The organism is Paenibacillus sp. FSL W7-1088, from assembly GCF_037969855.1.
Lineage (GTDB): Bacteria > Bacillota > Bacilli > Paenibacillales > Paenibacillaceae > Paenibacillus.
Genome location: NZ_CP150216.1, coordinates 2,169,246 through 2,183,375 on the forward strand (window position 1 = coordinate 2,169,246; position 14,130 = coordinate 2,183,375).

The 14,130-nt window shown below is 47.1% G+C and carries 13 protein-coding genes; 8 read left to right on the forward strand and 5 right to left on the reverse strand.

Annotation, left to right across the window (positions count from 1 at the left end):
• Positions 1–69 precede the first annotated feature (69 nt).
• The 7 genes from MKY42_RS10035 to MKY42_RS10065 all read left to right on the forward strand — a co-directional run bounded on the left by MKY42_RS10035 (position 70) and on the right by MKY42_RS10065 (position 6,878).
• Positions 70–1,500 (forward strand): bifunctional UDP-sugar hydrolase/5'-nucleotidase, encoded by a 1,431-nt coding sequence (locus tag MKY42_RS10035; RefSeq protein ID WP_339850716.1) that lies wholly within the window; start codon positions 70–72, stop codon positions 1,498–1,500.
• 69 nt (positions 1,501–1,569) lie between these two features.
• Positions 1,570–2,688, forward strand: a complete 1,119-nt coding sequence (locus MKY42_RS10040; protein WP_090895348.1) for an HD-GYP domain-containing protein — start codon at positions 1,570–1,572, stop codon at positions 2,686–2,688.
• A gap of 222 nt (positions 2,689–2,910) precedes the next feature.
• Complete coding sequence (gene yfkAB / locus MKY42_RS10045; protein ID WP_090895350.1) at positions 2,911–4,047, forward strand: radical SAM/CxCxxxxC motif protein YfkAB; 1,137 nt, start codon at positions 2,911–2,913, stop codon at positions 4,045–4,047.
• Between the two features lie 46 nt (positions 4,048–4,093).
• The gene (locus MKY42_RS10050) at positions 4,094–5,488 is read left to right on the forward strand and encodes a hemolysin family protein (protein ID WP_339850719.1); all 1,395 of its coding nucleotides are present in this window, start codon (positions 4,094–4,096) and stop codon (positions 5,486–5,488) included.
• Between the two features lie 222 nt (positions 5,489–5,710).
• A complete protein-coding gene (locus MKY42_RS10055; RefSeq protein WP_063564296.1) occupies positions 5,711–5,950 on the forward strand; it encodes a spore coat associated protein CotJA in 240 nt (79 codons plus the stop codon).
• Entirely contained in the window at positions 5,940–6,215 is a 276-nt protein-coding gene (locus MKY42_RS10060) for a spore coat protein CotJB (RefSeq protein ID WP_063564297.1), read from the forward strand. Before MKY42_RS10055 ends, MKY42_RS10060 begins: the two co-directional genes overlap by 11 nt.
• A gap of 93 nt (positions 6,216–6,308) precedes the next feature.
• A complete protein-coding gene (locus tag MKY42_RS10065) occupies positions 6,309–6,878 on the forward strand; it encodes a manganese catalase family protein (RefSeq protein WP_090895354.1) in 570 nt (189 codons plus the stop codon).
• Between the two features lie 219 nt (positions 6,879–7,097).
• Here the strand turns inward: MKY42_RS10065 and MKY42_RS10070 are convergent, their stop codons facing one another.
• From MKY42_RS10070 to MKY42_RS10085, 4 genes are all read right to left on the reverse strand, one after another.
• Positions 7,098–8,090, reverse strand: a complete 993-nt coding sequence (locus MKY42_RS10070) for a 3-oxoacyl-[acyl-carrier-protein] synthase III C-terminal domain-containing protein (RefSeq protein ID WP_090895356.1) — start codon at positions 8,088–8,090, stop codon at positions 7,098–7,100.
• A gap of 54 nt (positions 8,091–8,144) precedes the next feature.
• Complete coding sequence (locus tag MKY42_RS10075) at positions 8,145–8,495, reverse strand: hypothetical protein (protein WP_090895358.1); 351 nt, start codon at positions 8,493–8,495, stop codon at positions 8,145–8,147.
• A gap of 186 nt (positions 8,496–8,681) precedes the next feature.
• Positions 8,682–9,050, reverse strand: a complete 369-nt coding sequence (locus MKY42_RS10080) for a carboxymuconolactone decarboxylase family protein (protein WP_090895360.1) — start codon at positions 9,048–9,050, stop codon at positions 8,682–8,684.
• 12 nt (positions 9,051–9,062) lie between these two features.
• Positions 9,063–10,694 (reverse strand): thiamine pyrophosphate-binding protein, encoded by a 1,632-nt coding sequence (locus tag MKY42_RS10085; protein WP_090895362.1) that lies wholly within the window; start codon positions 10,692–10,694, stop codon positions 9,063–9,065.
• 406 nt (positions 10,695–11,100) lie between these two features.
• Here MKY42_RS10085 and MKY42_RS10090 point away from each other — a divergent pair, with 406 nt between their 5' ends.
• On the forward strand, positions 11,101–12,072 hold the full coding sequence (locus MKY42_RS10090; RefSeq protein WP_090895365.1) for a Gfo/Idh/MocA family oxidoreductase: 972 nt from the start codon (positions 11,101–11,103) through the stop codon (positions 12,070–12,072).
• Positions 12,073–12,196: 124 nt separating this feature from the next.
• Here MKY42_RS10090 and MKY42_RS10095 read toward each other — a convergent pair whose 3' ends face one another.
• Positions 12,197–13,915, reverse strand: coding sequence for a methyl-accepting chemotaxis protein (locus MKY42_RS10095; RefSeq protein ID WP_339850731.1), 1,719 nt, complete (start codon positions 13,913–13,915; stop codon positions 12,197–12,199).
• Positions 13,916–14,130: the final 215 nt, after the last annotated feature.

The following is a 14,130-nucleotide window of genomic DNA, read 5'->3' on the forward strand; positions in this document are numbered from 1 at the left end:
GACGCGGAAAATGTTATGCTTGTCCATTAGAGGAATGTACGTTATAAACGATAAGAGGGAGGCGGTGTGATGAGCACCAAGAAGACGCAAACATTAACGATATTACACACCAATGACATCCATAGTCATTTTGGCTCCATGAGCTCCATCGCCGCCATGATCGGACATGAGAGGGAACAGGCTGGGGAATTTCTGGTCGTGGATATCGGAGATCATATGGACCGGATGGCTGTGGAGACGGAGGGTACCCTCGGGGCAGCCAACGTGGATGTCATTAACCTGACCGGTTACGATGCGATAACGATCGGGAACAACGAAGGACTAACTTTTACACCCGAACAACTGGCGCAGTCTTACTCTGGACTTCTGTGTCCTGTTGTATGTGGAAATGTGGTAGACCAGGCTACAGGCCTGCCACCAGTCTGGATGAAATCCTCTCTCGTTTTGGAGAAGGGGCCATTTCGCATTGGTCTGCTTGGTGCTACAGCACCCTTTACCGCGTTTTATGAATTGCTGGGTTGGGATGTATTGGACCCGGTAGAGACGCTGCGTGAGCAGGTTGAAGCTCTGCGTGCTCAGGTGGATGTAGTCGTTATCTTGTCCCATCTGGGGCTTTCCACAGATCGCAGATTGGCCGAACAGATCCAGGGCATCGATGTCATTCTGGGTGGACATACACATCATGTACTGGAAGAACCCTTAGTCATTGGTCAGACGGTGCTTGGAGCGGCAGGCAAGTTTGGTCAGTGGCTTGGTAAGGTGGTACTGGAGTGGGAATATGAAGCGAACGAACTTACATTAGTGAGCAGCGGCTGTGTTCCAGTCCAGAACATGTTGCTCGAAGAGAGCGTATCGCTGGCTATAGACACACACCGGACTGAAGCTGAGCGTGCGCTTGGTCAAACAGCCGTGATTACGGACAGGACGCTGACCATTGATTACGATCATGAGTCTCCGTTTGCGTCATTGCTTGCCCAGGCTGTTCGTCAGTTCACTGGGGCAAAGTTGTCTCTTGTTAACGCCGGGCAGCTTCTTGGAGATCTTCCCCAGGGGAATAATACAAAGGGAATGTTACATTCCCTATGTCCATCTCCCATTAATGCCTGTACAATATGCTTGAATGGAGTTCAGATTCGGGAGGCTCTGGAGCAGTCCCTGTTGTCAGAGTTTTCGCGTAAACCGATTATCGGGTTTGGATTCCGCGGGGATATTTTAGGAACATTGTGCATGGATGGAATGGATGTGGAGTATGATCCCCATTCGCCTCCATACGAGAAAATCCGTGCCATATATATTGAGGGCGAGCCGATTCTTGATGAACATGAATATGTGGTAGGAACACTCGACATGTTTACGTTTAACGTAGGTTATCCGTCTCTTGCTCTTGGAACGGATACATCGTATCGACTTCCTGAATTCATACGTGACCTGCTTGAAACGGAATTAAAAAGGCCAGGGGCGCTGGACGACAGCCTGCGATCCCGTTGGCACGAAATCTAACAAGTACTTGCCTTCTGCTGAAGCGGCGGCTAGTGGAAATTACATCTACGGAGCGGGAGAGGATAGGCTGTGCGTTTAGTACATATAAACCTATTGCAGCCTGGCATGAAGCTGGGGAAACGAATTTATAGTGAAGAGGGTTTGGTTCTGCTCAGTGAGGGAGTAGAGCTGACCAGTCGGTTGATTGGACGTCTGAAGGATCTGGGGATTGGATATGTGTATATATCTGATGCAGCAACAGAGGATATCATTATTCCGGATATGCTGCAGGAAGAGACCAGGCGCAGAGCGCTAGTAGAGATCAAACAGCAGTTTCAGAGTATGTCGGGTCTCAAAACCAAAAGCCGGATCCCACACTTCGGAAAAGCACTTAGCGGGATAATGAATACGATTCTGGAGGACATTGGCAGTCAGAAGGAAGCAATGATTATGCTGATGGATATGAACGCCAGTGATTTTGACCTATATAATCATTCTCTCAATGTATGTGTGTATACGCTGGTTCTTGGTGTGGCATCGGGCTATACTCGGCAGCAGTTAATGGAGATTGGACTTGGAGCTCTGTTGCATGATATCGGTAAAACGCAGATCGCTCCAGAGATTTTGCACAAGCCTGCCAAATTAAGCGATGAGGAATTTAAAATCATACAGCAGCATACTACATATGGACATCGTATTCTCAAAGACGAACCGGGTATACCGCTCCTTGCTGCCCATTGCGCATTACAGCACCATGAACGGATTGATGGCAGCGGCTATCCTTTTGGCTTGAAAGACAAAGAGATTCATGAGTATGCCAAATGGCTGGCTCTTGCCGATTCGTATGATGCGATGACAACCAATCGGGTGTATAAACAGGCCTTGCTGCCACATCAAGCTGTAGAAGTATTATACACGGGTTCAGGGACACTTTATGAACAGCGAATGCTGGAGAGGTTCCGTGACTGTGTAGCTATTTATCCTTTAGGTATTTCCGTAACGCTAAGTACGGGGGAGATCGGCGTTGTTGCAGAAATCCATCCCCGCGTTCCGCAACGACCACGCATTCGTGTGCTCAAGGATGCTTACGGCCAGACATTAAGTGCACCCTACGAGATCGATCTGTCCACAGCGTTGTCTGTTATGATTACAGGTGTTGAAGGTGTGGAAGACGCTACGCCAGCTTCAGCGCGTGGCGAATTATTTTGATATCCTGACGTCTAATGGAGCATAGATCAACGCTCATATCGTAATATCGTGGCCGAGCTGGCCCGATATTACGCGGGCGTTTTTTGTCATGTAATGGACAGAGCATGCTCATGCCAGAGTACAGGAAATTGTGCTATGATTAAAGATAACTCCAAAAGATGAAGACGGGGTATGTTGTAAATAAAACTTTTTAGGTTAATAAAAGGAATAAGGTGAAGAACAATGACCATGCTAAACTCAGGATCGGTAGAGCCGATGCCTTTATCGCCGACTAATGATCCTTGGGATCCGATCGGCTCTTTGCGTACATATGGACGCCATGTGCTGACCAGTGTAGAAATGACCGTGACTCATCTGTGCAATATGCGCTGTGAGCATTGTGCGGTAGGAGATATGTTAACGATGCGTGAAGCACCAGCGCTTCCGCTGCCTTTGATGCTTAAAAGGCTGGATGAGGTGGAGCACCTTCAGACCATCAGTCTGACGGGCGGTGAGCCGAGCTTCAGCCAGAAGACTGTGGATGAGATGATCATTCCGCTCCTCAAATATGCCAAGGAACGGGGCATTCGTTCCCAGATCAACTCGAATCTGACCCTGGATTACCGTCGCTACGAGCAGCTTCTGCCTTATCTGGATGTTATGCATATCTCATTCAATTATTTGAATGCCGATGACTTTCACCAAGTCGGGTTTGCCAACAGTGGTAGACCGGTGAAGCGGGAAGTCGCGGTGAAGATGTATGAGAAAATGATTGAAAATTCCCAAAAACTCAGTGAAGCAGGCATGTTTATCTCTGCGGAGTCCATGATTAATTTCCGTACCCATGACAAGCTAGAGGGCATTCATCAATTGATCCGTGAGATGGGCTGTGTGCGTCACGAAGTGCATCCGATGTATAATTCGAATTTTGCTTCTTCGCTGCCAGTGCTTTCCCTTGATCATATGAGAACGGCTATTCACCGTTTGTTGGATGTGCGTGACAAGGATATGTGGATGCTGTTTGGTACACTTCCGTTCTTCGCATGCAGTGCAGCAGAGCAGGATCGCGAACTGATTAACCGGCTATACAGCGAGCCTAAAGTGACGGTTCGTAATGATCCCGACGGTCGTAACCGCGTCAACGTCAACATGTTCACCGGGAACGTGTATGTTACCGATTTTGCTGACATCCCGGCGTTTGGCAACATCCGTGACCGGAAGCTGGATGATGTATTCCATGAGTGGTCAGCGGAACATCCCTTGAATCAGACAGTGAACTGCCATTGTGATGCTGCTTCTTGCTGCGGTCCAAATCTGCTGGTGGCAGATATGTATTATAAAGGTGTGGATTTCAAATCGAGAAAAGCAATTACACGTTGATATTCCAGGTGTATTCCTGAAATAGATCAAAAAGGGGAGTTTCGACTTGGGTATTCATACCGAATTTCATCTCGGGCAGTTGATATTTAATCTGGTCTGTGTGTTTCTGCTCGTATTTTTGAATGGCGTATTTGTCGCAGCGGAATTTTCTCTGGTCAAAGTTAGACAAACACGCCTCACTCAATTACAGAGTGAAGGGAATAAGTTGGCTGGTTATGCACTGAAGGTGAATGGTAAATTGGATGCCTATCTATCGGCAACCCAGTTCGGAATCACGCTGACATCACTGGGGCTTGGTTGGCTCGGTGAACCAGCCATTTCCGAATTGCTGGTCGAGCCTCTGATGTTCAAGCTTGGTGTAACGGATACAGGACTTATATCCACGGTATCGGTCATCATCGGTTTCTGTATCATTACGTTTTTGCACATTGTGCTGGGTGAGCTTGCGCCCAAATCTCTGGCGATTCAAAAAACAGACGGAGTGGCTTTGCTGCTATCGGCACCGTTGCTGTTATTTTATAAAATTTTCTTCCCATTCATCTGGGTACTGAACGCGTCAGCCAATGCACTGCTGCGCTTGGCAGGCATTGAACCCGCCAGCGAAGGGGAGGCTCATTCGGAAGATGAGCTTCGCATTTTGATGAAGCAAAGTGCGAAGAGTGGTGTCATCGACAAGGATGAAATCAAACTGATGGATAACATCTTTGATTTCTCGGACATGCTGGCACGTGAAATTATGCTGCCACGTACGGATATGGACTGTCTGTATACTCATATGTCGCTGGAAGAAAACCTGAAAATTATTAATGCAACGAAGCATTCCCGTTACCCTGTGGCTGTTGAGGATAAGGATGAGATTATCGGATTTATCCACATTACCGATTTGCTTCTCGCTGAACCAGACCAGCAGCATGATCTGGCTGCGCTTGTTCGTCCGATTCTGAATGTTCCTGAATCGATGGAGATCAGTCATGTACTTCGTCTGATGCAGAAAAAGCACTCCCAGATGACACTGGTAGTTGACGAATATGGCGGTACAGCCGGCTTGCTGACTGCGGAAGAGATTTTGGAAGAGATCGTTGGCGATCTGTATGATGAGTTCGAGGATGAACGTCCCCATATGGAGCGCAGTGGAGAAGCCTTTTCTATCGATGGTCGTTCCCTGATTGAAGAGGTCCATGAATGGACCGGAGCTGTCATTGAAGATGAGGAAGTCGATACGATTGGCGGCTGGCTGTTCAAGGAATTGGAAGGCAGCGCGGTCAAAGGTAAAACACGGGAGCAAAACGGTTATGTCTTTGAAGTGGAAGAGTCCACCCGTCTCCGAATTACTCGAGTGAAGGTATATAAGCGACCTGCTGCTGACGAAAATAAGGTGGAATTAGGAGAACAGGAACCAGCCTCCTCGCAGGATGGTGATCGTGAACGTAACATGGACTGAGTTTTGATGAAATAATCATCAATACATATGGTCCCCATATCCAATGAAGTGACCTTCGGAGACTGCCCAGCGGGGTGAGTCGTTCGAAGGTCTTTTTTTGCGTTCAGCTAAATATGGGATTAACTTGGGGACAGCGACATATGGTTATAGAGACGGGAAATGAAAGCTTGTAATGATGGGATGTTAAATGTACCAAATCAAAGATGAAGGAGGCGTTGTTCTGTGTCAGATCCGCAGCTTCGTGCTTACGCCCCTTTTGTGGGCCCGTTTGATCCATGTCCACCGAAGACGATTCGCACGTACCTGGTTCCTCCGCAATTGTTTATCCCATTTCAGCCGATGGGCTGGCCGCAGTACAGTCCCGCAGAAGCCTTAAGAATTGGAACGTTGTGGCCTGCTTTATACAGTCCGTATACACCTGCGAGCTCGAAGGGAAGGAAGGTGGAAGCAGATGGAACCTGAAGCACCCAAAGCCTGTGATGCAAAATACTATGAGCTGCTGGAGGAACTTCAGGCCCTGGATTTTGTATTGGTTGAGCTGAATCTGTATCTGGACACCCACCCGGGTGACTATCAGAGCATTGAGCAATACAACAAATTCAGCCAGGAGCGGATGAGGGTTGCCCATGAGTTTCAGCAATTGTACGGACCGTTGATGAACTTTGGGCATGCGTTCTCCAAGTATCCGTGGGAATGGTCCCAGACGCCATGGCCTTGGCAAGTGTGAAATAACAGCCTCGGGTTTCCTTGCAGTCATTCCAGGCCGGGAGCTCGAGGGATCGTAACAGGTTGGATTTGATTTAAAAAGGGAGGCGTCTGCATGTGGGTGTATGAGAAAAAATTGCAATATCCCGTTCGGGTCAGTAAATGTGATCCTCATATGGCGAAGTTGCTGGCGGAACAGTATGGAGGCGCAGACGGAGAATTGGCGGCTGCCCTGCGTTATTTGAACCAGCGGTATACAATTCCGGACAAGATTATCGGGCTGTTGAACGACATAGGCACGGAGGAATTTGCTCACCTTGAGATGATTGCCACCATGATCTACAAGCTAACAAAGGATGCAACGGTGCAGCAGCTGGAAGAAGCGGGGCTTGGGCCAAACTATGCTCAGCGTGATTCTGCTTTGTTCTATACGAATTCTTCGGGTGTGCCATTTACAGCAGCCTATATTGCCTCGAAGGGAGATCCTATCGCGGATTTGTACGAGGATATTGCAGCGGAAGAGAAGGCACGGGCTACATATCAATGGTTAATCGATCTGACGGATGATGTGGATCTGCAGGATAGTCTCAAGTTTCTGAGGGAACGGGAGATTGTGCATTCCTTGCGTTTTCGTGAGGCAGTCGAGATTCTGAAGGATGATCGGGAGACGAAGAAGATTTTCTGAAAAGGGACAACATATCGACCTCATTGCCGTTCTCTGCCAAGGGAACGGTTTTTGCAATGAAAGGCACGTTCAGAGCATGCTCCTCATTGGTTTTGAGTGAATGGGAATGCGATGTTATCCAGTAATAATTATCATTTCAAATATAAAATAATAAAAAACAGGACCATCCTTTTTTATTTAAAAAGGCTGCCCTGCTTTTTGGGGTTACGTGTCAAGCTCTCAGTATTCAACGACCATGGCAACATTTTGCCACCCAGCGCCAACGGTCCAGAACAGCACTTTATCACCACGCTGAATTTGTCCGGATGATATGGCTCGATGCAATGCAATAAACGGACTGCTGGTTGAGGTGTACCCGAACTCGTCTCCAATGTAGACGGCAATATCTTCGCCAATGCCAATGTTTTCGGATACAGCACGTATATTCGCAATGGATAATTGGGAGAAACAAGCAGCTTTGATTTCGTCTGCTCCGATCTCGTTACGACTCAGCAAAGTACGAATCGATTCAGAAGCTGCACCTACACAGATGGAATCATCAAACGGTATGAATTTGACATGGAAGGCACCTGCGTCAACGCCGGTTTGGCCCAGTTTTGCAAGACCTTGTGCCGGGAAGAGGGAATTGCCGTACACACAGGTATCGGTCTGATAGATCGAGTCAATAAAACCGACAGCCTGCTCGTCCCGTTCAACAATAACAGCCGCTGCTGCGTCTCCGAAGTTCGCGAAGTATACTGGATCGTCCGGACTGGCGTGAGGAGCGACGTAATCCGAGCCGATAATCAAAGCCCGACGAATTCTGGGATTGCCCAGCATCTGGCGGCTAACTTGTTCAAAGGCTGCGGTCATGCCCGCACAGTTGGCATTGCTGTCAATGCAGATCGTATGGGATGCCCCGTTAATCAGGCGATGAATCATTAAGGAATTCGTAGGAAAGATGTATTCCGGCGTTTGACTTGCATAAGCAATCAGATCAATATCGGCACCGGTAAGTCCGGTCTTTTCGAGCAAATTACTGGCGGCCTCAAAGGCCATGCTTAGTGAGTTTTCATCATCGTTGTCAATTTTGTAACGTGTATCACGTCCAAGTGCCTTTAACAATCCCCGAATATCTACACCTCTTGCATCAAAATGTTCAATGTAAAAGTCATTGCCCACCTTGTTCGTGGGATGATAGATATCGATATCTACAATACGAATTCCAGCCATCTTCATTCTCCTCTTGAGCGGATGGGTGAACCCTCAGCTTGTCCGCCTGATTTATTAGGTCGTAACTGTGGAGATGATTTCAAGATTGTCCAGTCCGACAGACCGTCCGAGACGGGACAGCTGCATTTTCAGAATGGCATTATTCTCAAGCGTCAACACCACTTTTTTATATTCATCTTTTTTGAACATCTGCAGGCAGCCCTCGAGAAGAGGCACAATTTCCGGAGCGGTAACATTCAACTTTTTGCAATCGATGTTCAGCTGATACTCCTTGGTATTAATCGAAGCGATTGTGTCCTGATATGCCGAAATGGAGCGTAAACCGTCTTCTTGAGAGAAAGAGCCCTCCAGTTCAATGTTTAGCACCTTGCTCGGAACGTCAGTTTTCAGTATAAAACTTCCCATGATTGTTCTCTCTCCTTTAAATGAGTTAAGGCTATCCTGCTACCCAAGACATAGGCCTTGAGGCCCTCGTTGACTGCTTCTGTGATGTAGGCGGATTCGAAGGATAATTTAACCATATTATAAAGGTAGAGATGTAATAAGATCAATAAAAAAGTCGAATCATGTATAAAAATGTAGAAGATTGAATTATTGGATTTCATCCAGTGTAGCGAGCAATACATTAAATGCACTGATGATCCGTGGAGCACCAACACACGGTGCCAGATGCAGCAGAATTCCTTTGAGCTGATCCACGGTTACACCGACGCTGAGTGCCATTGCATAATGAACTCCCAGCTGCTCATATTGTCCCATGGAGATCAGTGAGGAGATAATCGCAACTTCCTTCCATTGATCGGTAATGATTGTACGCTGAAAAATATCCCCGTAAGCCGTTCCCATAATAAACTCGGCTAGCTCAGGGAACTGCTCCTTAATGGGTGCCAGTGCTTTTGCGCCATATTCACCGGAAAGCTTTGCAAAACGCTCCAATCCTTGAGTCACTTGTTCACTCATGCTATGTTCCTCCTAATTCAAAGTCACGGTACGGTGAGCCGTGGGTGGAATCTCGTCCCGATCGGTAAGAAGCTCAATGACAGTAACCTGGTTTAGCTTCTGCGCGGTCTGGAGAGCAGAGGTGAATTCCGCCCGGGTTTCCGCCTTGAAAGCAACCGCACCGAGAGACTCCGCAAATTTTGCTGCATCCATGGGAACCTCGTACAAGGTGCCATCGATTCGTCCTGTCGTTTTTTCCATGCCTTTCAGTGCCATATCCAGCTGTTTATTGTTCACGACGATGAAGATGACAGGCAGATTATTGCACACAGCGGTGTTAATCTCGGTTCCAAGCATCATGAAGCATCCGTCACCTGTAATGCATACGATGGTTTCTTCCGGTGCGGCAGTCTTGGCCCCAATAGCCATGCCGATGGCATTACCCATGCAGGCAAAGTAGGCGTCAAACACAAAGCTGCCGGGTTTCTTGACTTTATATCGTTGAACCGCATGAAACCCATGACTGCCATCATCCACAAACAGCTTATGATCATATGGAAGCAATTCACTCATTTCTTCCAAGATGGAAGCCAAGGACAGACGCGGCAGATCCGGGAGAGCTACGGAGTAATCCACAGCGGTCGTTTCTCTTGGAACGACAGGTTGTTCTGTCAGTGTACCGAGCAAAAACTGCAGATTGTCCTTCAAATCGCCGGTGATATGTAAGGTTTGTGCGTGAAGTATTTTACCAACGAATGTAGGATCAGCATCGAATTGAATCAGGTGTGCAGGATGGTTTTCAGGCTTCAAATTACAGATCGTCATATCACTCAGACGTGAGCCGAGTACGATGTAGAGGTCACTTTGATTCAGTAGTTCATCTGCATGAGGGAAGCCGCCAACACCGCAAGGCCCATGGTAAAGGGGATGATCCCAGGCAATGGCGCCTTTGCCTCCAGGAGAAGTAATGACAGGAATATTGAAATGTTCGGCCAAATGAAGCAATTCATCATGGGCTCTGGCGCGAGTGACGCCTTTACCAGCAATTATTAAAGGGTGACTGGACTGTTGAAGTAAGGGGAGGATACGATTCAGGTTGGACACGCTAATCAGGGGTTCTGGCTCGGGGATGACAACCCGAAAGTCAGTGAGCTGTTCGGTTTGTACATCAAATGGAAGACAGAGATGGACCGGACCTTTGTTGGGACCGAGTGCAATGGAAAGGGCATGGTTCAATATGGTGCTGAAATGATCACCGCGCTCCACCAGCTTGCTGAATAGTGTGGCAGGACGGAACATCTCCGCCAGATCAGCCAAGTAGGAAGAGGAGTCCTGACATTGCGGAATTCCCAATTCCTGAATGGATTGATGACCAGTAATAAACAGGACGGGCAAATTATTGGCCTTGGCATGGGCTGCGGCGGTGAGCAAGTTGGTTCCGCCCGGACCAGAGGTGGCAAAGGCCACGCCCAGTTTTCCTGTTTGGAGGGCATAGCCCGATGCGGCAAAGCCTGAACTGGATTCATGGCGACCTGGAATGAATTCCAAACCGTAATCGACCATTTTCAGGACAGCAGGACAGATGGATTTTCCGATAATACCAAAGACATGAGTAACGCCTAAATTACGCAGAGCTTCTGCCAAATAGTCCGCAACTGTTCTCATGCGGGACACCTCGCTTCACAAAATAGGTTTTTGGACCCATAGGTCAAGTTCCGTTTTTGGAGTATATGTCGTTGTCTAAGGTGTAAAAGGAAATAAATCCTTGTTAATAGGAAGAGTAGCTTTTTTTGTGGTTTTTTGTCAACCGATTTTATGAGTATAAATTCCTGATTCTTAAGTTGTAACCGCTTAATGTCTTGTCCCATAAGTAAAAATAAATTGGTTATATATTCCTGCAACAAATTACCTATAAACTTAATTTGTATCATAAAATGTAAATTTATATAGAATATGATAAATTTGTGTTGTGTAGATCAAATGAAGATCCTGTGCTTTCCATTTCACATCCGTGCAAAGATTGGCAATGTTAAGCTTTCTGTTATACTGAAATTCGATGGGAGTGAGTTGAATGACAATGATAAAAATGGCTGTAATTGGACTAGGCAAAATGGGATTACATATGATACATCAGGCAACACAGGCAGATCTATCCGAAAAAGTAGAGATTGTAGCGGTATGCGATTCCAGTGAGGAACATTTGACCTCGTTTGCATCCTCTCATCCTGAGACGAAGATGTACACGGATTTTATGCAATTACTCGAAACACATGCGGTTGATTTGCTGTACATTGCGGTCCCGCCTAAATATCACTATGCCGTCGTTATGGAGGCACTGAAGCGCAAGATTCATGTATTCTGTGAGAAACCACTGGCAAACAGCGTGGAGGAAGCCAGAGCAATGCTGGAGGCAGCCGAGAAGGCTGGTGTAGTACATGCAATCCATTTCTCCATGCCGCATGAACCATCTGTAGTGATGCTGCAGAAATTGATCCGGCAGAAAACGATTGGTGAGATTCGCAAAATCGATCTGATTCTGCAATTTCCTCAGTGGCCACGAGCGTGGCAGCAAAATGCCTGGATTACCAGCCGCGAGCAGGGTGGATTTATTCTTGAAGTGGGAATCCACTGGATTCATATGATTCAAAAAGTGTTTGGGGCTATCCGGGTGATTAACAGTCAGGTTCAATTTCCTCAAAATACAGGTGAATGTGAACATGAAGTTCAGGCTGCGATGGAGCTGGAGGATGGAACCCGAATTCAGTTAAATGGGATTGCTCATTTTGCAGGTGAAGAGCGTGTATCCATGGTGGTTTACGGTAAAGAAGGGTCAATTGCTTTGGAAAACTGGGATCAACTATGGAGTGGACGCATCGGAGAGCCGCTTGTCCCCGTCGAAGTTGAGGAATCCTTAAGCCAGCTTCCTGTACTCAAACACGTCATTGCCCGTCTTCAGGGCCAACCTGCCCAAATATACGATTTCAACGATGGCTATCATGCACAGCTTGTTCTTGAAGCGCTTCGTAATCCGGATCAATCTTGATCCCAATAGGGTACAAGGCTAGAAGAGATTCATGTTAAAGTTTCTTTCCTTTTGAAAAAAAGAAGCAGATCCTCTCATGGAGAAGGGGCTGCTTCTTTGTGTTATTTGGATTTGATCCATAGGGTCAAGACAGCTTGAATCGATTTACCAATTGATCGAGTGCATCGGACATTTCGTTTAACTGTTTGGACGTATCCGCCATTTCCTGTAACGATGCAAGCTGCTCCTCGGTCATAGCGGATACTTCCTCCGTGGCAGATGCGGTGTCCTCCACAACAGCTGATACTTCGTTAATGGATGTCATTACTGCTTCGCTGCCCGAGGTAAGCTCTTCAACCACAGCGGATACATCCAGCATTTCAGCACTGAGGTCTTGAATGTGCTGGGTAATATTCGCAAAGGCTTGGCCTGCATCTTCAATCGTTCGCAAGCCTTCGCTGACATGAGATGTACTGGCTTCGACTTCATGAACGGTACTCTGTACACCAGCTACGACCGTCTCCAGAATGCTCGTAATTTCTGTGGCTGAGGTGGCGCTTTGATCTGCGAGATTCCGAATTTCGCCAGCGACTACAGCGAATCCGCGGCCATGCTCTCCTGCACGCGCGGCTTCGATTCCGGCATTGAGTGCGAGCAAATTCGTTTGTCTTGCAATACCTGACATGGACTCGGCAATGTTGATGACTTGATCGGACATTTTCGATATTTCATGAATGGCTCCCTGGACGGAAAGGAAGGATTGCTCGATAGTTCCCATTTTACCAACCGCATTATTAATTCGCTGTTGTCCATCCAGTGCAATGGTCTCCGTGCGTACAGCGCGTTCAGCAGCCTCCGATGCGGAGACAGCAACTCGGTTGAGTCCGGTTAGGGATTGTTCCATCGCAGCGACCATGGTTTGAGTAAGAGCAACCTGCTCATCTGCGCCTTCGGCAACACGTTCCATGGCTGCGGCAATTTCCTTTCCAGCCAGATGACTATCCGACACGCCTTTATCCAGCCGGTCAGATGCGGCGTTCAGGGTGGTAGCGTTGCTTTGCACGTCCAACATCATCTGCTGTAAACCAAAAAGCATCGTATTGGCTGCTTCCGCAAGTTCCCGCGTTTCATCCTTCATCGGCGTGGCAATGCGCAGCGTTAGATCGCCATTAGAGGAGCCGATGTCATTCAGCGCGCGGATTACTGTACGGATGTTTTTTACAATGGAACGGGACAGAATCAAGGCTGCAAAGATCGAGATCAAGGCTACAACGACAAGTGCTCCGTATAGCTCCCAGTTCAAAATTTTGTTCTTTTGCTTTAGCGCTTCAGTGCGATTTTCAGTCAACGTCAGCTCATTGGTGCGAAATGTATTCAATAGACCACGAATTTCATCCATATCCTTCTTGCCAGGATCTTCCACAAAAAATTGCCGGATCGCCTCTATATCATTCGCTTTTCGAAGTGCAATAACCGGCTCGCCAGCGACTTGAATCCAGTCATTCGTTTTGGCTGAAATTTCTTCAAGAAGTGCCAGCTGTGCAGGGTTATCCGAGACAAGCACCGCCAGTTGATCCTTGAGCACATTCTTCTGTTGAACGCCTGTGTTATAAGGGTCCAGATAGCTTTCTTGTCCTGTAATTACATAGCCTCGTTGTCCTGTCTCCATGTTCACCATAATATTCTCGATCTCATAGGTTAGATCATGTACCTTCATATCATGATCCACCAGAAAGTCCAGTTCTCGTTGTAACTGGCTGATGCTGTTCTGAATTAATAAAATAGAGCCAGCAAGTACTGCGAGTACGAGCAAATAGCCCAAACCAATCTTATAAAAAATTTTGAAGGTCCTGTGCTTTTTCATGTTTGTTATTCCTCTCCCTGGGGTATATGTATTTGTCGAAAAAACTAGAATGATAGGTCTTGTAGTTCTAAAGATTAGGTGTCTAAAGAACTATTTTCCGTATTATACTGAAAGGAAGTTCAATTGTATATAGTTTGTTTAATTTAAGTATAATGTTTGTGGATTGTGTATAACGTAGATGACACAGTTGTTTTACATTGCGCGGTTTACACTGC

What these genes read in the sequence shown, in the direction of transcription:
- MKY42_RS10090 (WP_090895365.1), top strand. Translation starts at nt 11,101, where the DNA reads ATGACAATGATAAAAATGGCTGTAATTGGACTAGGCAAAATGGGATTA.
- MKY42_RS10080 (WP_090895360.1), bottom strand. Translation starts at nt 9,050, where the DNA reads ATGAGTGAACAAGTGACTCAAGGATTGGAGCGTTTTGCAAAGCTTTCC.
- yfkAB (WP_090895350.1), top strand. Translation starts at nt 2,911, where the DNA reads ATGACCATGCTAAACTCAGGATCGGTAGAGCCGATGCCTTTATCGCCG.
- MKY42_RS10075 (WP_090895358.1), bottom strand. Translation starts at nt 8,495, where the DNA reads ATGGGAAGTTTTATACTGAAAACTGACGTTCCGAGCAAGGTGCTAAAC.
- MKY42_RS10085 (WP_090895362.1), bottom strand. Translation starts at nt 10,694, where the DNA reads ATGAGAACAGTTGCGGACTATTTGGCAGAAGCTCTGCGTAATTTAGGC.
- MKY42_RS10065 (WP_090895354.1), top strand. Translation starts at nt 6,309, where the DNA reads ATGTGGGTGTATGAGAAAAAATTGCAATATCCCGTTCGGGTCAGTAAA.
- MKY42_RS10095 (WP_339850731.1), bottom strand. Translation starts at nt 13,915, where the DNA reads ATGAAAAAGCACAGGACCTTCAAAATTTTTTATAAGATTGGTTTGGGC.
- MKY42_RS10035 (WP_339850716.1), top strand. Translation starts at nt 70, where the DNA reads ATGAGCACCAAGAAGACGCAAACATTAACGATATTACACACCAATGAC.
- MKY42_RS10060 (WP_063564297.1), top strand. Translation starts at nt 5,940, where the DNA reads ATGGAACCTGAAGCACCCAAAGCCTGTGATGCAAAATACTATGAGCTG.
- MKY42_RS10070 (WP_090895356.1), bottom strand. Translation starts at nt 8,090, where the DNA reads ATGGCTGGAATTCGTATTGTAGATATCGATATCTATCATCCCACGAAC.